This is a genomic window from Canibacter zhoujuaniae, from assembly GCF_011752005.1.
Taxonomy (GTDB): Bacteria; Actinomycetota; Actinomycetes; order Actinomycetales; family Microbacteriaceae; genus Canibacter; species Canibacter zhoujuaniae.
In genome coordinates this window covers 342,469-356,981 of record NZ_JAAIJZ010000001.1, presented here as the reverse complement: position 1 = coordinate 356,981, position 14,513 = coordinate 342,469, and the positions used below count along the sequence as shown (strand labels likewise).

Here is a 14,513-nt window from a genome sequence, read left to right as displayed (position 1 = left end):
TTGGTAAGGGCGACGCCAGCAACAACGAAAGGCAATAGGATTTTGACGAATATGCTTAACAGGTCACGTTTAGCCGCTTCGTTCACCCTGTTGATCGCGGGTGTTGCGGGGTTTGCAGCTTACTATGTTGGCGTGCTCACAAGAACCGGACAGTTGGCCGAGGCGAGTGTGCTAGAAACGGCTAACTACAAGACCGATCCCGGTTTTCCGGTAAATATGGTGTCACCCTTATCGGTTTTTCTAAGCCTTGGTGTGCTTGTTGTGCTCACACTAGCGGTGTGGAGTATCCGCCGTGCGCTGGTGGTGCTGCTGGCGTCACTCACAGCACTGTTTGGGTCACAGCTGTTAAAGAATGTGCTGCTAGACAGGCCGGTGTTAATAGACGCGGCGCTGACGCACAATTCCTTTCCAAGCGGGCATATGACGGCTATTGCGGTGCTCGGGATAGCGCTGATATTTGCTGTGCCGGCCGCGATTCGTGGTTTTATGTCAGCTTTAGTTGGTTTTGGTCTGAGCATAGTTGCGCTGCAGGTGATGACCGCCGGATGGCATCGTCCGAGTGACATGGTTGGCGCGCTGGCGCTCACAATCGGAAGCTACGCGCTCTGGAGCTTAATAATTGCGCACGGCGACAATAAAATTGCGCTGCTTGGCTCCTTGGTGCGTTTTCTGTTGCGCGTATTATTTGGCCTTGCCACATTGGTTGCGCTGATCTTTTTAATTTTTGCCGCCTTTACAAGAAGCGACGCGGCAATCATGGTCGGTGCGTATGCGGCGGTAATTGCAGCCTGCATCTGGGTTGCTAATCGCGCCACTCTGCTCTTGCGTTGATAATACATATTATGTCAGTTTAAGTATTCTGAAGAACTGTTCGCTTATCACTGCGAGTGAAATCAACTCCCCTCGCGGTGACGCGGCAGATTACCGACTTAGAGCGCTTAATCGTTTTCCTGAGTTGCTTTCACCCAAGCGTCAACTGTGCTGAGTGCGGCGCCTGAATCAATTGCCTCATAGGCTCGCTGCAAATTCCTTGCTATACGCTCGTTGAAATCAGCGCTGCCCAGATTTTCATCTGTTGCAAGCTCATACGCTGTTAGCCCCGCAGCTGCATTGAGTGCAACTATTTCTCGCACAGGGCCCTGCGCGCCGTTGAAGGTGTCTCGCATGATTTGTGCATTTTCTGCTGGATCCCCACCTTGAAGCTCTGCAATTGTTGCACGCCCGATGCCAACATTTTGCGGATCAAACTCGAGAGATGTAATTTTGCCCCCCGCAACTTGATAAACAGTCGAGGTGGTTGTTGTCGTTAGTTCATCGAGCCCGTCACCGCCGTGGAACACCAAAGCCGTTTGCTTTCGCAGCGCAAACACCTCAGCTATTTTTGGTGCAAGTTCTGCATTTGCTACACCAATCGCAGATGCGATCGGTTTTGCCGGGTTGCAGAGCGGCCCTAAGTAGTTAAATACGGTTGGGATCCCTAACTCTTTGCGCACAGGCGCAACGTGCGCAAAACCTGGGTGCATATTGGGTGCATTTAAGAAGGCGATGTTTGCTGTTTTAAAAACACTAAGCTGCGCCTGGGCGCTTAAGCCGTGGCTGCCGCCGAGTGCTGCCAGCACATCTGACGCGCCCGATTTGCTCGATACTCCCCTAGCTCCGTGTTTGATAACCGGGACGCCCGCCGCAGCTATAACCATTGCAGCGCTTGTTGAAATATTGACAGTGCCAACCTTGTCACCACCGGTGCCCACAATATCTACAGCGTCACTGCCGAGCTTTGTTTGTGTCGCGTGCGCAAGAGCTGCGTCGCTGAATCCAAGCAGCTCACTAGCTGTCACGCCCTTACTTCGCAGAGCTACGAGAGTGCCGCCGATCTGTGCTGGAGTCGCCTCCCCCGTCACGAACTGGGACATTACCCACTCGGCCTGCGACACGCCAAGCTCGCGCCCCGCGAGGAGTGTTTCGAGAATGTTTGGCCATGATTCAACGGTGTTTGACATGCCTAAATTTTACAGAAAACCCGCTAATTAATGGTGTACTTCTAGGAGTTCTGCACCGCTAAACGGGGTCGCTTTACGCAAAATCTGAAATGTTTCATTAAAACCACCTGCAAATGCGCTGCACTCACGGCATTTATTCAGGTAAGATGGCAGAGACCGTTTAGTTGCGGTTGTGAGCGCTTGCTTTGGCTTGCGGGAACAGCAGCGACCAATATGAAAAGGTGAAAAGTTACAAGATGGCTACCAAATCAGCCGTGCAGGCAGTGAAGCGGCCTAATATCGTCGCCACTGGCACGATTATCTGGCTCGGCAGTGAAGTTATGTTCTTCGCTGGTCTTTTTGCAATTTACTTCTCTCTACGCGCTATGGCCCCTGAACAGTGGGCGGCAGAAACAGCGAAGCACAATTTCATTTTCGCGCTCATTAACACGCTGATCCTGGTGGCATCGTCTATCACCTGCCAGATGGGTGTGTGGGCGGCAGAGCGCAGCCAGCCATACCGTCTTGGCGGCCCGCTGCAGATCAGCCGCTGGGGCACCGTCGAATGGTTCTACCTGACCTACTTCATGGGCGCGATCTTCGTTGCCGGTCAGGTGTTTGAGTATGCAACATTTGTTTCCCACGGTGTGACACTTTCTAGCAACGCATACGGCGCTGCTTTCTATCTGACCACCGGGTTCCACGGTCTCCACGTTTCTTTGGGTCTTATTGCATTCCTGCTGGTAATCGGCCGTATTTACGCAGTAAAGAACTTCACCCACAAAGAAGCAACTAGCGCAGTCGTAGTTTCTTACTACTGGCACTTCGTTGACATCGTTTGGATCATCCTCTTCTGGATCATCTACATCGCTAAGTAAGCGCAGTTTAGATCGGGATATAGATTATGGCAAAGTCAAAAAAGCTTAAGAAAACAGGACGTCGGCATCCGCTTGCCACGTTGGCACTTCTCGGTATCGGTCTAATCATCACCGGTGGCGCATACGCTGGAATTAACCAGGTATCAGCAACCGCTGAAGTTGATATGACCTCTGCTAGCACTATTGAAGAGGGCCGCAAACTGTTTGCTGCAAACTGCGGCACATGCCACGGCATGAACGCTGAGGGCACTCCAAACGACGGCCCGTCACTTATCGGTGTTGGCGCTGCTTCTGTGCACTTCCAGGTTGGCACCGGCCGTATGCCACTGGCCTTCCAGGGTCCGCAGGGCATGGTGAAGCCAAAGCAGTTCACAGAAGAACAGACACTGCAGATGGCTGCTTACATCGCGTCACTCGCTCCAGGGCCTGAGATTCCAGACTCACGATTCCTGCAGGCAGACGGCGATGCAGCGCGCGGTAGCGAACTGTTCCGCATTAACTGCGCAATGTGCCACAACGTTGCTGCAGCCGGTGGTGCTCTGACACAGGGCAAGTTTGCACCAAGCCTGATGGGTGTTGACGCTGCTCACATTTACGAGGCAATGGCAACCGGCCCACAAAACATGCCGGTGTTCTCAGATGCAAACCTGACCGCTGAAGATAAAGCTGACATCATCAGCTACCTCAAGTACATCGAAAACGAGACTTCTGTTGGTGGCTTCAAGCTCGGCTCTCTCGGCCCTGTAGCCGAAGGTCTGTTTATCTGGGTGATTGGGCTTGGCGGGCTTGTCGCACTCACTGTGTGGGTGACCTCTAAGTCAAACTAACTCTCCCCTGTTGGAAAAATCTTTTAACCGAAATAATTAGGAGCTAAATTGGCAAAGGAAGCGAAAGACGGCATTAACGGCGCCGTTGTCGCCAGCCAGAGCCACGATGCCTACCCGCAAGATGGTGGCACCGCGGTGATTTCCTCTGACGCGGTAGAGAACCCTGGTCTGCCAGCGCATCGTAAGCGCGTGACCGATCTCGACCCTAAGAAGGCTAAGCGAGCTGAGCGCATTGTGTTCTCACTGTTCTACCTCTCAATTGCAGGTAGCCTCGGTGCAGTTCTCGCCTACATGTTCTTCCCAATCGAATCAGGTGAACTGTTTGACATACGTCTGCACACCCTGTTCGTTGGTTTGGGTATGGCACTCGGTCTGCTCGGCATTGGTATTGGTGCTGTGCACTGGGGCAAGGCCTTAATGCATGACGGTGAATCGATCGACTACCGCCATCCGGTAGCCACTAACGAGGAAGATCGCAAAACCGCTGCTGAGATTTTTGCACTCGCAGATGAAGAGTCTGGTTTCAGCCGCCGCACCCTGGTGCGCAACAGCCTGATTGGTGCTCTAATCGCTTTCCCGCTGCCCGGTATTACCCTGCTGCGCAGCTTGGCGCCACAGGAGTATGATCCGATCGATCTCTTGAAGCACACAATGTGGGACAAGGGTGTGCGTTTGGCTCGCGACCCGAGCGGTGTTCCAATCAAGGCATCAGAGGTAACCATTGGTTCTGCTTTCCATGTAATTCCAGAGAATCTGTACGAAGCAGAGCACCCGCTTGACGAGAAGGCAAAAGCAATCGTGCTGCTTATGCGCCTCAACAAGGACGAATTAAAAGAGCCTGAAGATCGCAAGTCTTGGTCATACGACGGTATCGTCGCCTACTCAAAGGTTTGCACCCACGTCGGTTGCCCTGTTGCACTCTACGAACAGCACACCCACCACCTCCTCTGCCCGTGCCACCAGTCACAGTTTGATGTTTCTGATCAGGCAAAGGTTGTGTTTGGTCCTGCAAAGCGTCCACTGCCACAGCTTCCTATCACTGTTGACGACGAGGGTTACCTCATCGCGCAGAGTGACTTCCAAGAACCTGTTGGCCCTAGCTACTGGGAGCGTCTGAAGTGAGTAACGTAACTCTCGAAAAAAAGGCTGGCCAGACCAGCTTTACAGCAAAAGCAGCAAACTATCTTGATGAGCGCACCAAGGTTGGCGTCGCCGTTAAGGAGTTCGGCCGCAAGGTATTCCCAGATCACTGGTCTTTCCTGCTCGGTGAGGTTGCGCTTTACAGCTTCGTTGTAATCTTGCTTTCAGGTACATTCCTGACGCTCTTCTTCCAGGCATCAATGGTTGAGACACACTGGGATGGTCCCTTTGCACCGATGAAGGGTATTGAGATGTCTGCCGCTATGGCGTCGACCCTCGATATCAGCTTCTCAGTGCGCGGTGGTTTGTTGGTGCGACAGCTCCACCACTGGGCCGCTCTAATGTTCGTAGCATCTATTGGTCTGCACATGCTGCGTATATTCTTCACCGGCGCATTCCGCAAGCCTCGTGAGCTTAACTGGGTGGTAGGCTTCGTGCTCTTTGTGCTTGCAATGGCTGAGGGCTTCACAGGCTACTCACTCCCTGACGATGTGCTGTCAGGTAACGGTCTGCGCATTATTGACGGCATTATGAAGGCAATTCCGGTTGTTGGTACCTGGCTCAGCTACCTCTTTTTTGGTGGCGAATTCCCGGGCATGGATATCATTGGTCGCCTCTACATGCTGCACATTATGGTGCTGCCTGCTCTGGTGATTCTGTTCATTGCACTGCACCTTACCTTCGTGGTAATTCACAAGCACACCCAGTTCCCTGGTGCCGGCCGCACTCAGGAAAACGTTGTAGGGTTCCCAGTGCTGCCTGTTTACGCAGCTAAAGCTGGTGGCTTCTTCTTCATCGTGTTTGGTGTTTTGGTGCTAATCTCTGCAACCTTTAGCATCAACCCGATCTGGAACTACGGCCCATACGATCCTTCACCGGTTTCCGCTGGTACCCAGCCTGACTGGTACATCGGATTCGCTGACGGTGCGCTACGTCTTGTGCCACCGGGCTGGGAAGCTGAATGGTTCGGTTACACCTGGTCATTCAACATGCTTGCACCGCTTATCGTTATCGGTATCTTCTTCATAATTGTGGCTCTCTACCCATTTATTGAAGCTTGGGTTACCGGTGATAAGCGCGAGCACCACCTCCTTGACCGTCCACGCAACGCACCTACCCGTACCGCAATCGGTGCAGCCGGTGTTACCTTCTACGCTGTGCTGTGGGCTGGTGCTAGCTCCGACCTGATGGCGACTCACTTCCAGCAGTCTCTGGAGTTTATGATTCACATGCTCCAGGTGTCACTGATTGTTGGCCCTATTCTCGCCTTCGTTGTCACCAAGCGCATCTGCCTCGGTTTGCAGAAGAAAGACCGTAGCATCGCGCTGCACGGTTACGAATCTGCACGCATCGTGCGTCTGCCGGGCGGTAAGTTCACTGAGGTGCACGAGCCTGTTTCTGACGCAGAGCGCTGGGAGCTTGTCAGCTACCACGACTACGCACCGCTGGTGCTGCGTCCTGACGCAAACGGCAAGATTCCGTTTGGGCGTCGTGTGCGTGCTGCTATTAGCCGGTTCTTCTTCGAGGATCGTATCGTCCCACCAACTAAGGGTGAGATCGAAGCTGCTAAGCACGATCACCACTAATAGGTAAAGATTTCGGGGGTGTGAGTTATCTCACACCCCCTTTTCTTTTATATAACTTATGCCGTATATCAGGTGCGAAGATCTGATTTTACACGTACAGAAAGAGGCTCCAGAGATTCACACCACTCCCCCGTGTTTCGCCACCGGTCACCATCTTTCGCAGTTTGGCGTTAGTGGCGCGGGTTGAGCAGCGACATCAGGTTGTCTTCATCATGGGTGCCACCGTGAGACAGGGGCGTCAAACGTCCATTGACATCGCAGCATTCGCAGAGCAGATGACGGACGACATAGGCGGTACGGATCTTTCGCCAGGCTGCTGTAGAGTTTGTTGATCTCATGGTCACGCTCATACCGGCGATAGTTCCGGTCGGCCTCTCTTCACGTGTTCAGGGCAGTAGCGGGTGTCGGTGAGAGCTTGGCAGCCAAGCCACCGGCACGGAATAGCAGGTCGAGGCGGCATGATCCATCACCTCCCACGCTGCCGGGGATACTGAATCCCCCGAACTATAGTGACTGCGGGGGATTTCGACATATTTTCAACTGCTTACAGTGTAGACGACCTGCAAGCGCAAATGCGTTCGTGTTTTGTCCACCTAACTCTCAACACGGAGAATATTACGGAAGTAAGCCTGAATGAGGTCTTTAGGGATAATTTCGCTGGACCCCTTACCAACTTGTACCCCCTTCTCCTGTCGAATCCGCTGCCAAGGTGTCCCAACTGCATGTGTCATATCACTCAACTCGTCACCAGAGAGTGAGCCATAGTTCCGAAGAACAGCTCCGACTATGACAGATTCCGTGCGGTTAAGATTGGTGGCGTCTCCAAGCGGAAGATCAGAGTCAGTAATGCTGTACGCGCCACGATGGCGGCAATACAAGGAGCGAGACACAGGGCCAAACTGCCACGCTTCGAAGTCCTCCTCAAAAAGAGGCTTTCCAGTCAAGGCTAGCACCCATCCTTGAGAGAAATAAGCAAGCTTCTGGAGCTTGCGAGTGGAGATACCATAGGAATAGTGTTTAAGAATCTCCTTAGAGACATCGAAAATATCAGCCATGGTCGTCCTCCCTTCGTTCTTTCAGCTTACCCAGCCGCTCGGCAAGATGCCTTCGACACCCTGGAGCGAAGTTAACTCAGGGACAACATCACGGGCAGCACTTGGCAGCAAGTCAAGGCCGTGTGAGAGCAACGTCGCAACCGTTTGGCCGATCGCTTGATGTTCCTGTGTCCACAGCACGCGTTCACGAGAATCCACCATCAAGGCACCGAGATTTCGATGCTTACCGATTAGGGGAAACTCCATGTACGAGCACCAGACCGAGCCTTCGTAACGAGAGAAACGATCATCATCTTCTGGAACTAGCGAAAACGGCCTACTTGAGTGACCAAGTGCAATTTCAATCGCGTGGTTACTCGCTTTTTCACCCGGAATAAAGTACCTGCGTGGCACATCAAGTCGACCACGGGATCCGATAAGTTGCAAGTAGTGATCCGATCCTTCCAGGTTTTCACCTGGAGGCACATCGCTGATGTCTTCAAGCCGGTACAAGCACAGTCTCAGGCCATCCTCGGGAAACAAGTGAACACCTGCAGCTAGAACTGCATCCGTAAAAATTTCTGCAGTCTTCATGCCCCCATCGGAGGATGCGAGATTTAAAAGAGGCGTAATGATGCCGTCAAGGTGATCATTGAAGTTGGTGATGTGCTTATTGCGGCGTTTCTCGAGTTCTCTTGTGCGTCCATCAACCCACACTTGAAAACCCACAGCTGTTATAGCAGAAATGGTGATCAGGATTAATCCGAGTACCGATCGTGAAGTGAATACTGCAGCCACGTCCACTAAGAGTGTACCGAGTGCACCAAAAATGATCGCTATTACCTGAACGCAATATACGGCGTAACGCAACAGATCAGATTTGCCCTTGAAATCTGACCATTCTTCTACCGATGACTTAGGGCCTTTCCTTCGCCGCATACCTCCATTCTACCCCGAAGGTATGCGGCGAAGGAGACTGCCCCAAGAGAGATCTAGCGTCCATAGAGAAGGGCGGACAGATGCTCTAGCGCCTTAGCTCTACGCTTGTAGGCCATGGAGCGCTCAACGCGAAGCCGGTCGCAGATCGCAATGATGGCATCGGTTTGCATGGTGTCTTCACCTAGGTAAAAGGTCTCAACCATCCACCTCTCGTCACCGGACAGGGGTACCCAAGCGGGCAGGAACACTGGGCGGTTAAAAGGTCACAAGATTCTTCTCTCTAATCTTGAATATGAATCAATCAAGCGGCTAAATCGTAGTTTGCGCGCATTTGATCCGGCGTGGCATAAAGTCTCTGAGACATCAGGCAGCGTGCAGAGTATTTATAGGGCTGCAAAGAGGCAGCCCTACCTCACTCGAGACAGCTGCTGCTGGGCTCGCTAGCATGCTGCGTGCTGGATGGCATGCGAAGACACTGAGGCATGCTGTGGAAGATGCCCGCCTTAAGGGTGGTGCGTTTAGCCGAGCTCCAGAATTTTACGGTAGTGCTGCCCGATAGGCTCAAACCCGCGGTGATTGTAGAAGCGCCCGATGTGCGAAGTCATTGCAGACAGCTGACGCACGCCACGACCCATACAGTAGTGCTCATTAGCCGCTACAAGGCGATCTCCGATGCCGTGACCGCGCACAGATTCATCAACAATTAACTCCTGCAGATGCGCTGTGAGGCCCGGTGCGTGCAGCAGTCGGGAGACGGTCATCAGGGAGTATCCGGCAACCCTGCCTTCATACTCCGCCACAAAAAGAACGTTGGTTTCTTGTTCACGATAACGCAGCACATTATCAAGCGCCACCGTGAATTCGTCAATGGTGATTGGTTCACGGCCTGTTACATACTGCGAGGCCAGCCCGAAGAGCTGTTTAGCATCTTCAGACTGGCCTCTGCGAATAGTGATAGTCATACTGACATCTTAGCGCGCGAAGTTACCTCTGTAGTATTCGAAGATAAGACCGACAACGCCGAGCAGTGCAATAGGGCCGCCGTAGAATGCGAGCCAGTAGCCGTTAATGCACAGACCGAGAGTAACAACCGCGATACCGAATGCGAGAAGCAGCGGCCACCAGCTCCAAGGGCTGAATTCGCCGATCTCAGGATCTGCGTCATCGATATCTGCCTCAGCCTGATCCTCAAGAAGCTGACCGCCCTGCTTGCGGTAGTTGAGGGTCAGGTAGCCAACGTAGAACAGCGCGAGGAACCCTGAGCCGGCAACTGCGAGGCTACCAGCCCACTCAACCTCACCGTTGTAGGCGATCATATGCCACACGGTGTACAGGGTTGCAATCACGAAGAAGTAGACGGCAAGCACCGAATAAATTACGATGTTCGATTTCATTGTTTACCTACCTCTTAGTGTGATGCTGTGACAGCTGGTCGTGGAGCAGGCTGCTCTACCCCGCTCACTTCTGGGTGGTGCAGGTCGAAAGCAGGAGACTCGCTGCGGATACGTGGGATTGAGTTGAAGTTGTGACGTGGTGGAGGGCAGCTTGTTGCCCACTCGAGTGAACGCCCGTAACCCCATGGGTCGTCAACTTCGACCTTCTTACCATTGCGCCAGGTGATGTAAACGTTGAGCAGGAATGGCAGCATCGAAACTGCGATCAAAACTGATCCGACAGTTGACAGCTGGTTCATCCAGGTGACGCCGTCCTCTGGCAGGTAGCTGTAGTAACGACGTGGCAGAACCTTAACACCAATCCAGTGCTGCACGAGGAACGTAGCGTGGAAGCCGATGAACAGGATCCAGAACTGAATCTTGCCGAGGCGCTCATTCAAACGCTTACCGGTAAACTTTGGCCACCAGAAGTAGAACCCTGCGAACATTGCGAACACCACGGTGCCGAAAATCACGTAGTGGAAGTGCGCAACCACGAAGTATGAGTCTGACAGGTGGAAGTCGAGTGCCGGTGAGGCAAGGATAACACCGGTGAGACCACCGAAGATGAAGGTTACCAAGAACCCGAGAGCGTAGAGCATTGGGGTCTCGAAGGTGATGCTACCCCGCCACATGGTGCCGATCCAGTTGAAGATCTTCACACCGGTTGGCACCGCAATAAGCATTGTCATCAGCGCGAAGAACGGCAGCAATACCGAACCGGTTACGAACATGTGGTGCGCCCACACGGTCATAGACAGAGCAGAGATTGAGATTGTTGCGTAAATAAGTGTCTTGTAACCGAAGATAGGCTTGCGGCTAAAGGTTGGGAAAATCTCAGACACGATGCCGAAGAATGGCAGCGCGATAACGTAAACCTCTGGGTGCCCGAAGAACCAGAACAGGTGCTGCCAGAGAATTGCGCCGCCTGTTGCTGCGTCGTAAACGTGCGAACCGAAGATGCGGTCTGAGGCGAGTGCCAACATAGCTGCGGCAAGCACAGGGAAGATCAGAAGGATCAAGATTGAGGTGATGAGGGTGTTCCATGTGAACACCGACATGCGCCACATCGTCATGCCAGGAGCACGCATTGTCAGGATAGTGGTGATGAAGTTAACACCACCCATAATGGTGCCGAAACCACCGATGCCGAGGCCCAGCACCCACAGGTTTCCACCGATACCAGGTGAGAAGGTTTCGCTTGAGAGCGGTGCGTAGGCAAACCAACCGAATGAGGCCGCACCCTGCGGGGTGAAGAAACCACCAACAGCGATCAGTGAACCAAAGGTGTAGAGCCAGAACGCGAAAGCGTTAAGACGCGGGAAAGCCACATCAGGTGCGCCGATCTGCAGTGGCAGCAGCACATTTGCGAAGCCTGCAAACAGTGGTGTTGCAAACATCAGAAGCATGATTGTGCCGTGCATGGTGAACAGCTGGTTGAACTGTTCACGTGTGGCGACAACCTCGAGCCCCGGTGCCCACAGCTGTGCACGAATAACCAGAGCCATCAGGCCGCCGACTAGGAAGTACACGAAGGAGCTAATCAGGTACATGTACCCGATTGTTTTGTGGTCTGTTGACGTCAACCACGAAACGATTACGTTACCTTTTTTCATTTCAGTATTTCCTCTTATGCCTAGTGGCCCTCAGGAGCGCTGGTGCCGGGCAGGTTCTGATTAGGGTTGTAGTCGACACTGAGCAGACCCTGATTCTCAGGATTCGCTGCAAGGCTCGCGATGTATGCATCGTACTCGTCCTGCTCGACCACCTTCACCTGGAAAAGCATGTTTGAGTGATATTCACCACAGAGCTCTGCACACTTACCAACAAATGTACCGGTCTTAGTTGGAGTGAAGTACATGTAGTTGGTCTTACCAGGAATCATGTCCTTCTTGTAGAGATACTCAACAACCCAGAATGAGTGGATCACGTCGCGCGACTCGAGCTTTACCTCGGTGCTCTTATTTACCGGCAGGTAGAGAGTCGGCATCGTGTCAGCAGTTGGTGAGCCGTTCTGATCGGTCTGCACCTGCACACCGGAGAAGTGAACATTCTCATCGGTGTAGTTGAAATCCCAAGCCCAGCGCTTACCGATAACCTCGATGCGGTTATCTGGGTTTGCAATAGGCTCTTCAATTGCAGACTGGGTTTTTGCGGTAAAAGCAAAGAAGCCAATGATCAGAATCACCGGGATCACAGTGAAGAGTGTTTCGATCGGCATGTTGTAGCGCAGCTGCACAGGCACACCGGTCTCACCCTTGCGACGGCGATAAGCAATGGTAGCCCAAATCACGAGCGACCACGCAATGACACCAACAACAAGCAGCACGATCCATGAGGTGGTCCAGAGACCGATAATGCTGTCGGTGTGATTTGTCGCTCCCTCTGATCCTTCAGGAAGGAAGCCCCGGGTCTGGTTCGGTGTACAACCAGCAAGGAGAATGCCCGCACTGGCTACCGCAGCACCCGCTGCCCATTTCTTAAGACGTGTAGAACGCACTGCTTACCTTTCAAGATGTGAACAAGCTGAAAGATTCTTCAAACCTGATTACTCCCTGATAGCTTACCGCCTTTCAGGGGATTTTCAGGACAAGTTTACCCGTATTGGCGTGTTTAATGTTTATCTAGGGAGTTTTTTAACTAAAACTGTCGCCGCAGGCGCATGATCCCTGGGCGTTTGGATTGTCAATTGTGAAGCCCTGTTTCTCAATTGTGTCTTCAAAACTAATTGTTGCGCCGTTTAAATAAGGGGCCGACATTTTATCGACAATCACCTCAACGCCGTCGTAGTCTACGATTGCGTCGTCTTCAAGCAGGCGTTCATCAAAATAAAGCTGGTAAATAAGACCGGAACAACCGCCCGGCTGCACGGCGATGCGCAAGCGCAGATCTTCACGGCCCTCTTGCGCAAGCAAGCTGGAAACCTTCTCGCGGGCTGCGTCAGTCAGCGCAACCTGATGCCCTAATGTATTGCCACTCATGGTGTTAATTCTACGCAGCGAGCGCATTTAGCGCACTCATTTAGCGTCCTTTTATATAAACTGTTTTAGTCAGCAAGTCTGAAAATAGCTAAGCCAAAGGAGCGTGTTTTGAACGCCGCAGAACCGAAGCCAGAAAACGCAAAGAAACAGCAGGGGAAGGGCCGCCCCACCCCAACGCGCAAACAGGCTCAAGCTCTGAAGGCACGCCCCCTTGTTGGCGATCGCTCGAAAGCTGCTCGTGCTGCTAGACGTGAAGCGGTCAGCCTTGAGCGTGAAAAGGTGCGTGCGGGTGTTGCCGCTGGTGACGAACGCTACCTCACTCCGCGCGATAAAGGCCCGCAGCGTAAATTCGTTCGTGACTATGTTGATGCGCGGTGGACGGTTGGTGAGCTGTTACTACCGTTCATGCTGGTAGTGCTTGTGCTAACTTTCTTCCCCACTAACATCGCAACATACGGAATTCTTGCGCTCTGGATCATGATTGCGTTCTTTATTGTTGACGCTATTTTCTTGAGTATCCAAATAAAGCGCGCCCTAACCAAGAAATTTGGCGCCGAAAATCTAAAGCGCGGCTACCGCTGGTACGCAATCAGCCGTGCGATGCAAATGCGTATCATGCGACTGCCTAAGCCACAGGTAAAGCGCGGTCACTTCCCGCGCTAACCTAAATTAGACGTTACCGCGCCAGCCGCGCTTATACAGCTCTTGGTTAATTTTTGCGGCCCAGCGCGGGCCCTCGTAGATAAATGCGGTGTATCCTTGCACCAAATCTGCGCCCGCATTAAGACGCGCAATTACATCGTCTGCGGTTGTGACACCGCCGACCGAAATAATGACAAAATCATTTTCCGGTGCGGCTTTGCGCACACGTTTGAGCACTTCGAGAGAACGATCCGCAAGGGGTTTGCCAGACAGGCCACCCGCGCCGATACGCTCTATCTCTGCATCTGATGTCTTTAGGCCGGTGCGCGCGATAGTTGTGTTGTGGGTGATGATTCCGGCGAGCCCAATTTCGGCCGCAAGCGCAACGATCCCGTCAATCTGCTCGTCATCTAGATCCGGCGCAATTTTGACAAGCACCGGAACCGATTCTGCAGCGGCGTGCACTGCTTCGAGTAGCGGACGCAGCATGCTCTCCTCCTGCAGGCCGCGCAGCCCCGGAGTGTTTGGTGATGACACATTAACCGCGATGTAATCTGCAAGATGCTTAAGCCGTTGTGTTGAGTCGACATAGTCAGCAACCGCATCTGCAACCGGCGTGATGCGGCTCTTACCAATATTGACGCCAATTACCGGACGGTGCTTATTGCGTCGAGCTTTCGCAATCCGTGGCGCAGCGGCCGCCGCCCCGCCGTTGTTAAAACCCATCCTGTTTATCAGCGCACGATCTTCGACCAGACGGAATAGCCGCGGTTTTTCGTTGCCCTCCTGTGGGTGCTTGGTGAGGGTGCCCACCTCAACATGCCCGAAGCCCAAAGCTCCAAGACCAATAATCTCTTCAGCGTTTTTATCAAAGCCTGCGGCTAAGCCGAACGGTGACGGAAAAACAGTTCCGAGAGCACGCACGCGCAGTGCGGGATGCGGCTGTGTAAAACGCCGCAAAACAGGCGCAAACGGCGGCAGTGCTTTCAGCACACCAGAAACCAGTTTGTGAGCTGTTTCAGCGTCAATGCGGCGGAAGAAATTATTAAAAATGAACTGATACATAGTGCGACT

Annotated in this window: 16 protein-coding genes; 6 read left to right on the top strand and 10 right to left on the bottom strand. The window is 52.9% G+C overall.

Going from position 1 to position 14,513, the window contains the following annotated elements:
• Positions 1-51: 51 nt before the first annotated feature.
• Positions 52-831 carry a phosphatase PAP2 family protein gene (locus HCR00_RS01665; RefSeq protein WP_167142186.1) on the top strand — a complete coding sequence of 260 codons (780 nt, stop codon included), beginning with the start codon at positions 52-54 and terminating at the stop codon, positions 829-831.
• A gap of 107 nt (positions 832-938) precedes the next feature.
• On the opposite strand, the gene trpD is transcribed toward HCR00_RS01665, so the two are convergent.
• The gene (trpD, locus tag HCR00_RS01660) at positions 939-2,000 is read right to left on the bottom strand and encodes an anthranilate phosphoribosyltransferase (RefSeq protein ID WP_166984780.1); all 1,062 of its coding nucleotides are present in this window, start codon (positions 1,998-2,000) and stop codon (positions 939-941) included.
• A gap of 236 nt (positions 2,001-2,236) precedes the next feature.
• Between trpD and ctaE the strand changes: the two genes are divergently transcribed.
• Genes ctaE through qcrB form a run of 4 tightly spaced genes read left to right on the top strand, consistent with a single transcriptional unit; the run spans position 2,237 to position 6,410 of the window.
• Positions 2,237-2,857: an aa3-type cytochrome oxidase subunit III gene (ctaE, locus tag HCR00_RS01655; RefSeq protein WP_166984782.1), complete on the top strand. Its 621-nt coding sequence runs from the start codon at positions 2,237-2,239 to the stop codon at positions 2,855-2,857.
• Positions 2,858-2,883: 26 nt separating this feature from the next.
• Entirely contained in the window at positions 2,884-3,684 is an 801-nt protein-coding gene (gene qcrC, locus HCR00_RS01650) for a cytochrome bc1 complex diheme cytochrome c subunit (RefSeq protein WP_166984784.1), read from the top strand.
• 48 nt (positions 3,685-3,732) lie between these two features.
• Positions 3,733-4,806, top strand: a complete 1,074-nt coding sequence (gene qcrA / locus HCR00_RS01645) for a cytochrome bc1 complex Rieske iron-sulfur subunit (protein WP_166984786.1) — start codon at positions 3,733-3,735, stop codon at positions 4,804-4,806.
• Entirely contained in the window at positions 4,803-6,410 is a 1,608-nt protein-coding gene (gene qcrB / locus HCR00_RS01640; RefSeq protein ID WP_166984788.1) for a cytochrome bc1 complex cytochrome b subunit, read from the top strand. The genes qcrA and qcrB overlap by 4 nt, the downstream gene beginning before the upstream one ends.
• 170 nt (positions 6,411-6,580) lie before the next feature.
• On the opposite strand, the gene HCR00_RS07000 is transcribed toward qcrB, so the two are convergent.
• From HCR00_RS07000 to erpA, 8 genes are all read right to left on the bottom strand, one after another.
• Positions 6,581-6,760 (bottom strand): hypothetical protein, encoded by a 180-nt coding sequence (locus tag HCR00_RS07000; protein ID WP_243854494.1) that lies wholly within the window; start codon positions 6,758-6,760, stop codon positions 6,581-6,583.
• Positions 6,761-7,003: 243 nt separating this feature from the next.
• A complete protein-coding gene (locus HCR00_RS01630) occupies positions 7,004-7,465 on the bottom strand; it encodes a Panacea domain-containing protein (RefSeq protein WP_166984790.1) in 462 nt (153 codons plus the stop codon).
• A 21-nt stretch (positions 7,466-7,486) separates the two neighbouring features.
• A complete protein-coding gene (locus HCR00_RS01625; RefSeq protein ID WP_166984792.1) occupies positions 7,487-8,383 on the bottom strand; it encodes a hypothetical protein in 897 nt (298 codons plus the stop codon).
• 518 nt (positions 8,384-8,901) lie between these two features.
• Positions 8,902-9,345, bottom strand: coding sequence for a GNAT family N-acetyltransferase (locus tag HCR00_RS01620; protein WP_166984794.1), 444 nt, complete (start codon positions 9,343-9,345; stop codon positions 8,902-8,904).
• Positions 9,346-9,354: 9 nt separating this feature from the next.
• Positions 9,355-9,777: an aa3-type cytochrome oxidase subunit IV gene (gene ctaF / locus HCR00_RS01615; protein ID WP_166984796.1), complete on the bottom strand. Its 423-nt coding sequence runs from the start codon at positions 9,775-9,777 to the stop codon at positions 9,355-9,357.
• Positions 9,778-9,791: 14 nt separating this feature from the next.
• Positions 9,792-11,432: an aa3-type cytochrome oxidase subunit I gene (ctaD, locus tag HCR00_RS01610; protein WP_166984798.1), complete on the bottom strand. Its 1,641-nt coding sequence runs from the start codon at positions 11,430-11,432 to the stop codon at positions 9,792-9,794.
• Between the two features lie 20 nt (positions 11,433-11,452).
• Complete coding sequence (gene ctaC / locus HCR00_RS01605; protein WP_166984800.1) at positions 11,453-12,316, bottom strand: aa3-type cytochrome oxidase subunit II; 864 nt, start codon at positions 12,314-12,316, stop codon at positions 11,453-11,455.
• 136 nt (positions 12,317-12,452) lie between these two features.
• Positions 12,453-12,797 (bottom strand): iron-sulfur cluster insertion protein ErpA, encoded by a 345-nt coding sequence (erpA, locus tag HCR00_RS01600; RefSeq protein WP_208317138.1) that lies wholly within the window; start codon positions 12,795-12,797, stop codon positions 12,453-12,455.
• 108 nt (positions 12,798-12,905) lie between these two features.
• Between erpA and HCR00_RS01595 the strand changes: the two genes are divergently transcribed.
• Positions 12,906-13,460, top strand: a complete 555-nt coding sequence (locus tag HCR00_RS01595) for a DUF3043 domain-containing protein (protein WP_166984804.1) — start codon at positions 12,906-12,908, stop codon at positions 13,458-13,460.
• Positions 13,461-13,466: 6 nt separating this feature from the next.
• Here HCR00_RS01595 and HCR00_RS01590 read toward each other — a convergent pair whose 3' ends face one another.
• Positions 13,467-14,504 carry a quinone-dependent dihydroorotate dehydrogenase gene (locus HCR00_RS01590; protein WP_167142183.1) on the bottom strand — a complete coding sequence of 346 codons (1,038 nt, stop codon included), beginning with the start codon at positions 14,502-14,504 and terminating at the stop codon, positions 13,467-13,469.
• Between the last annotated feature and the right edge of the window lie 9 nt (positions 14,505-14,513).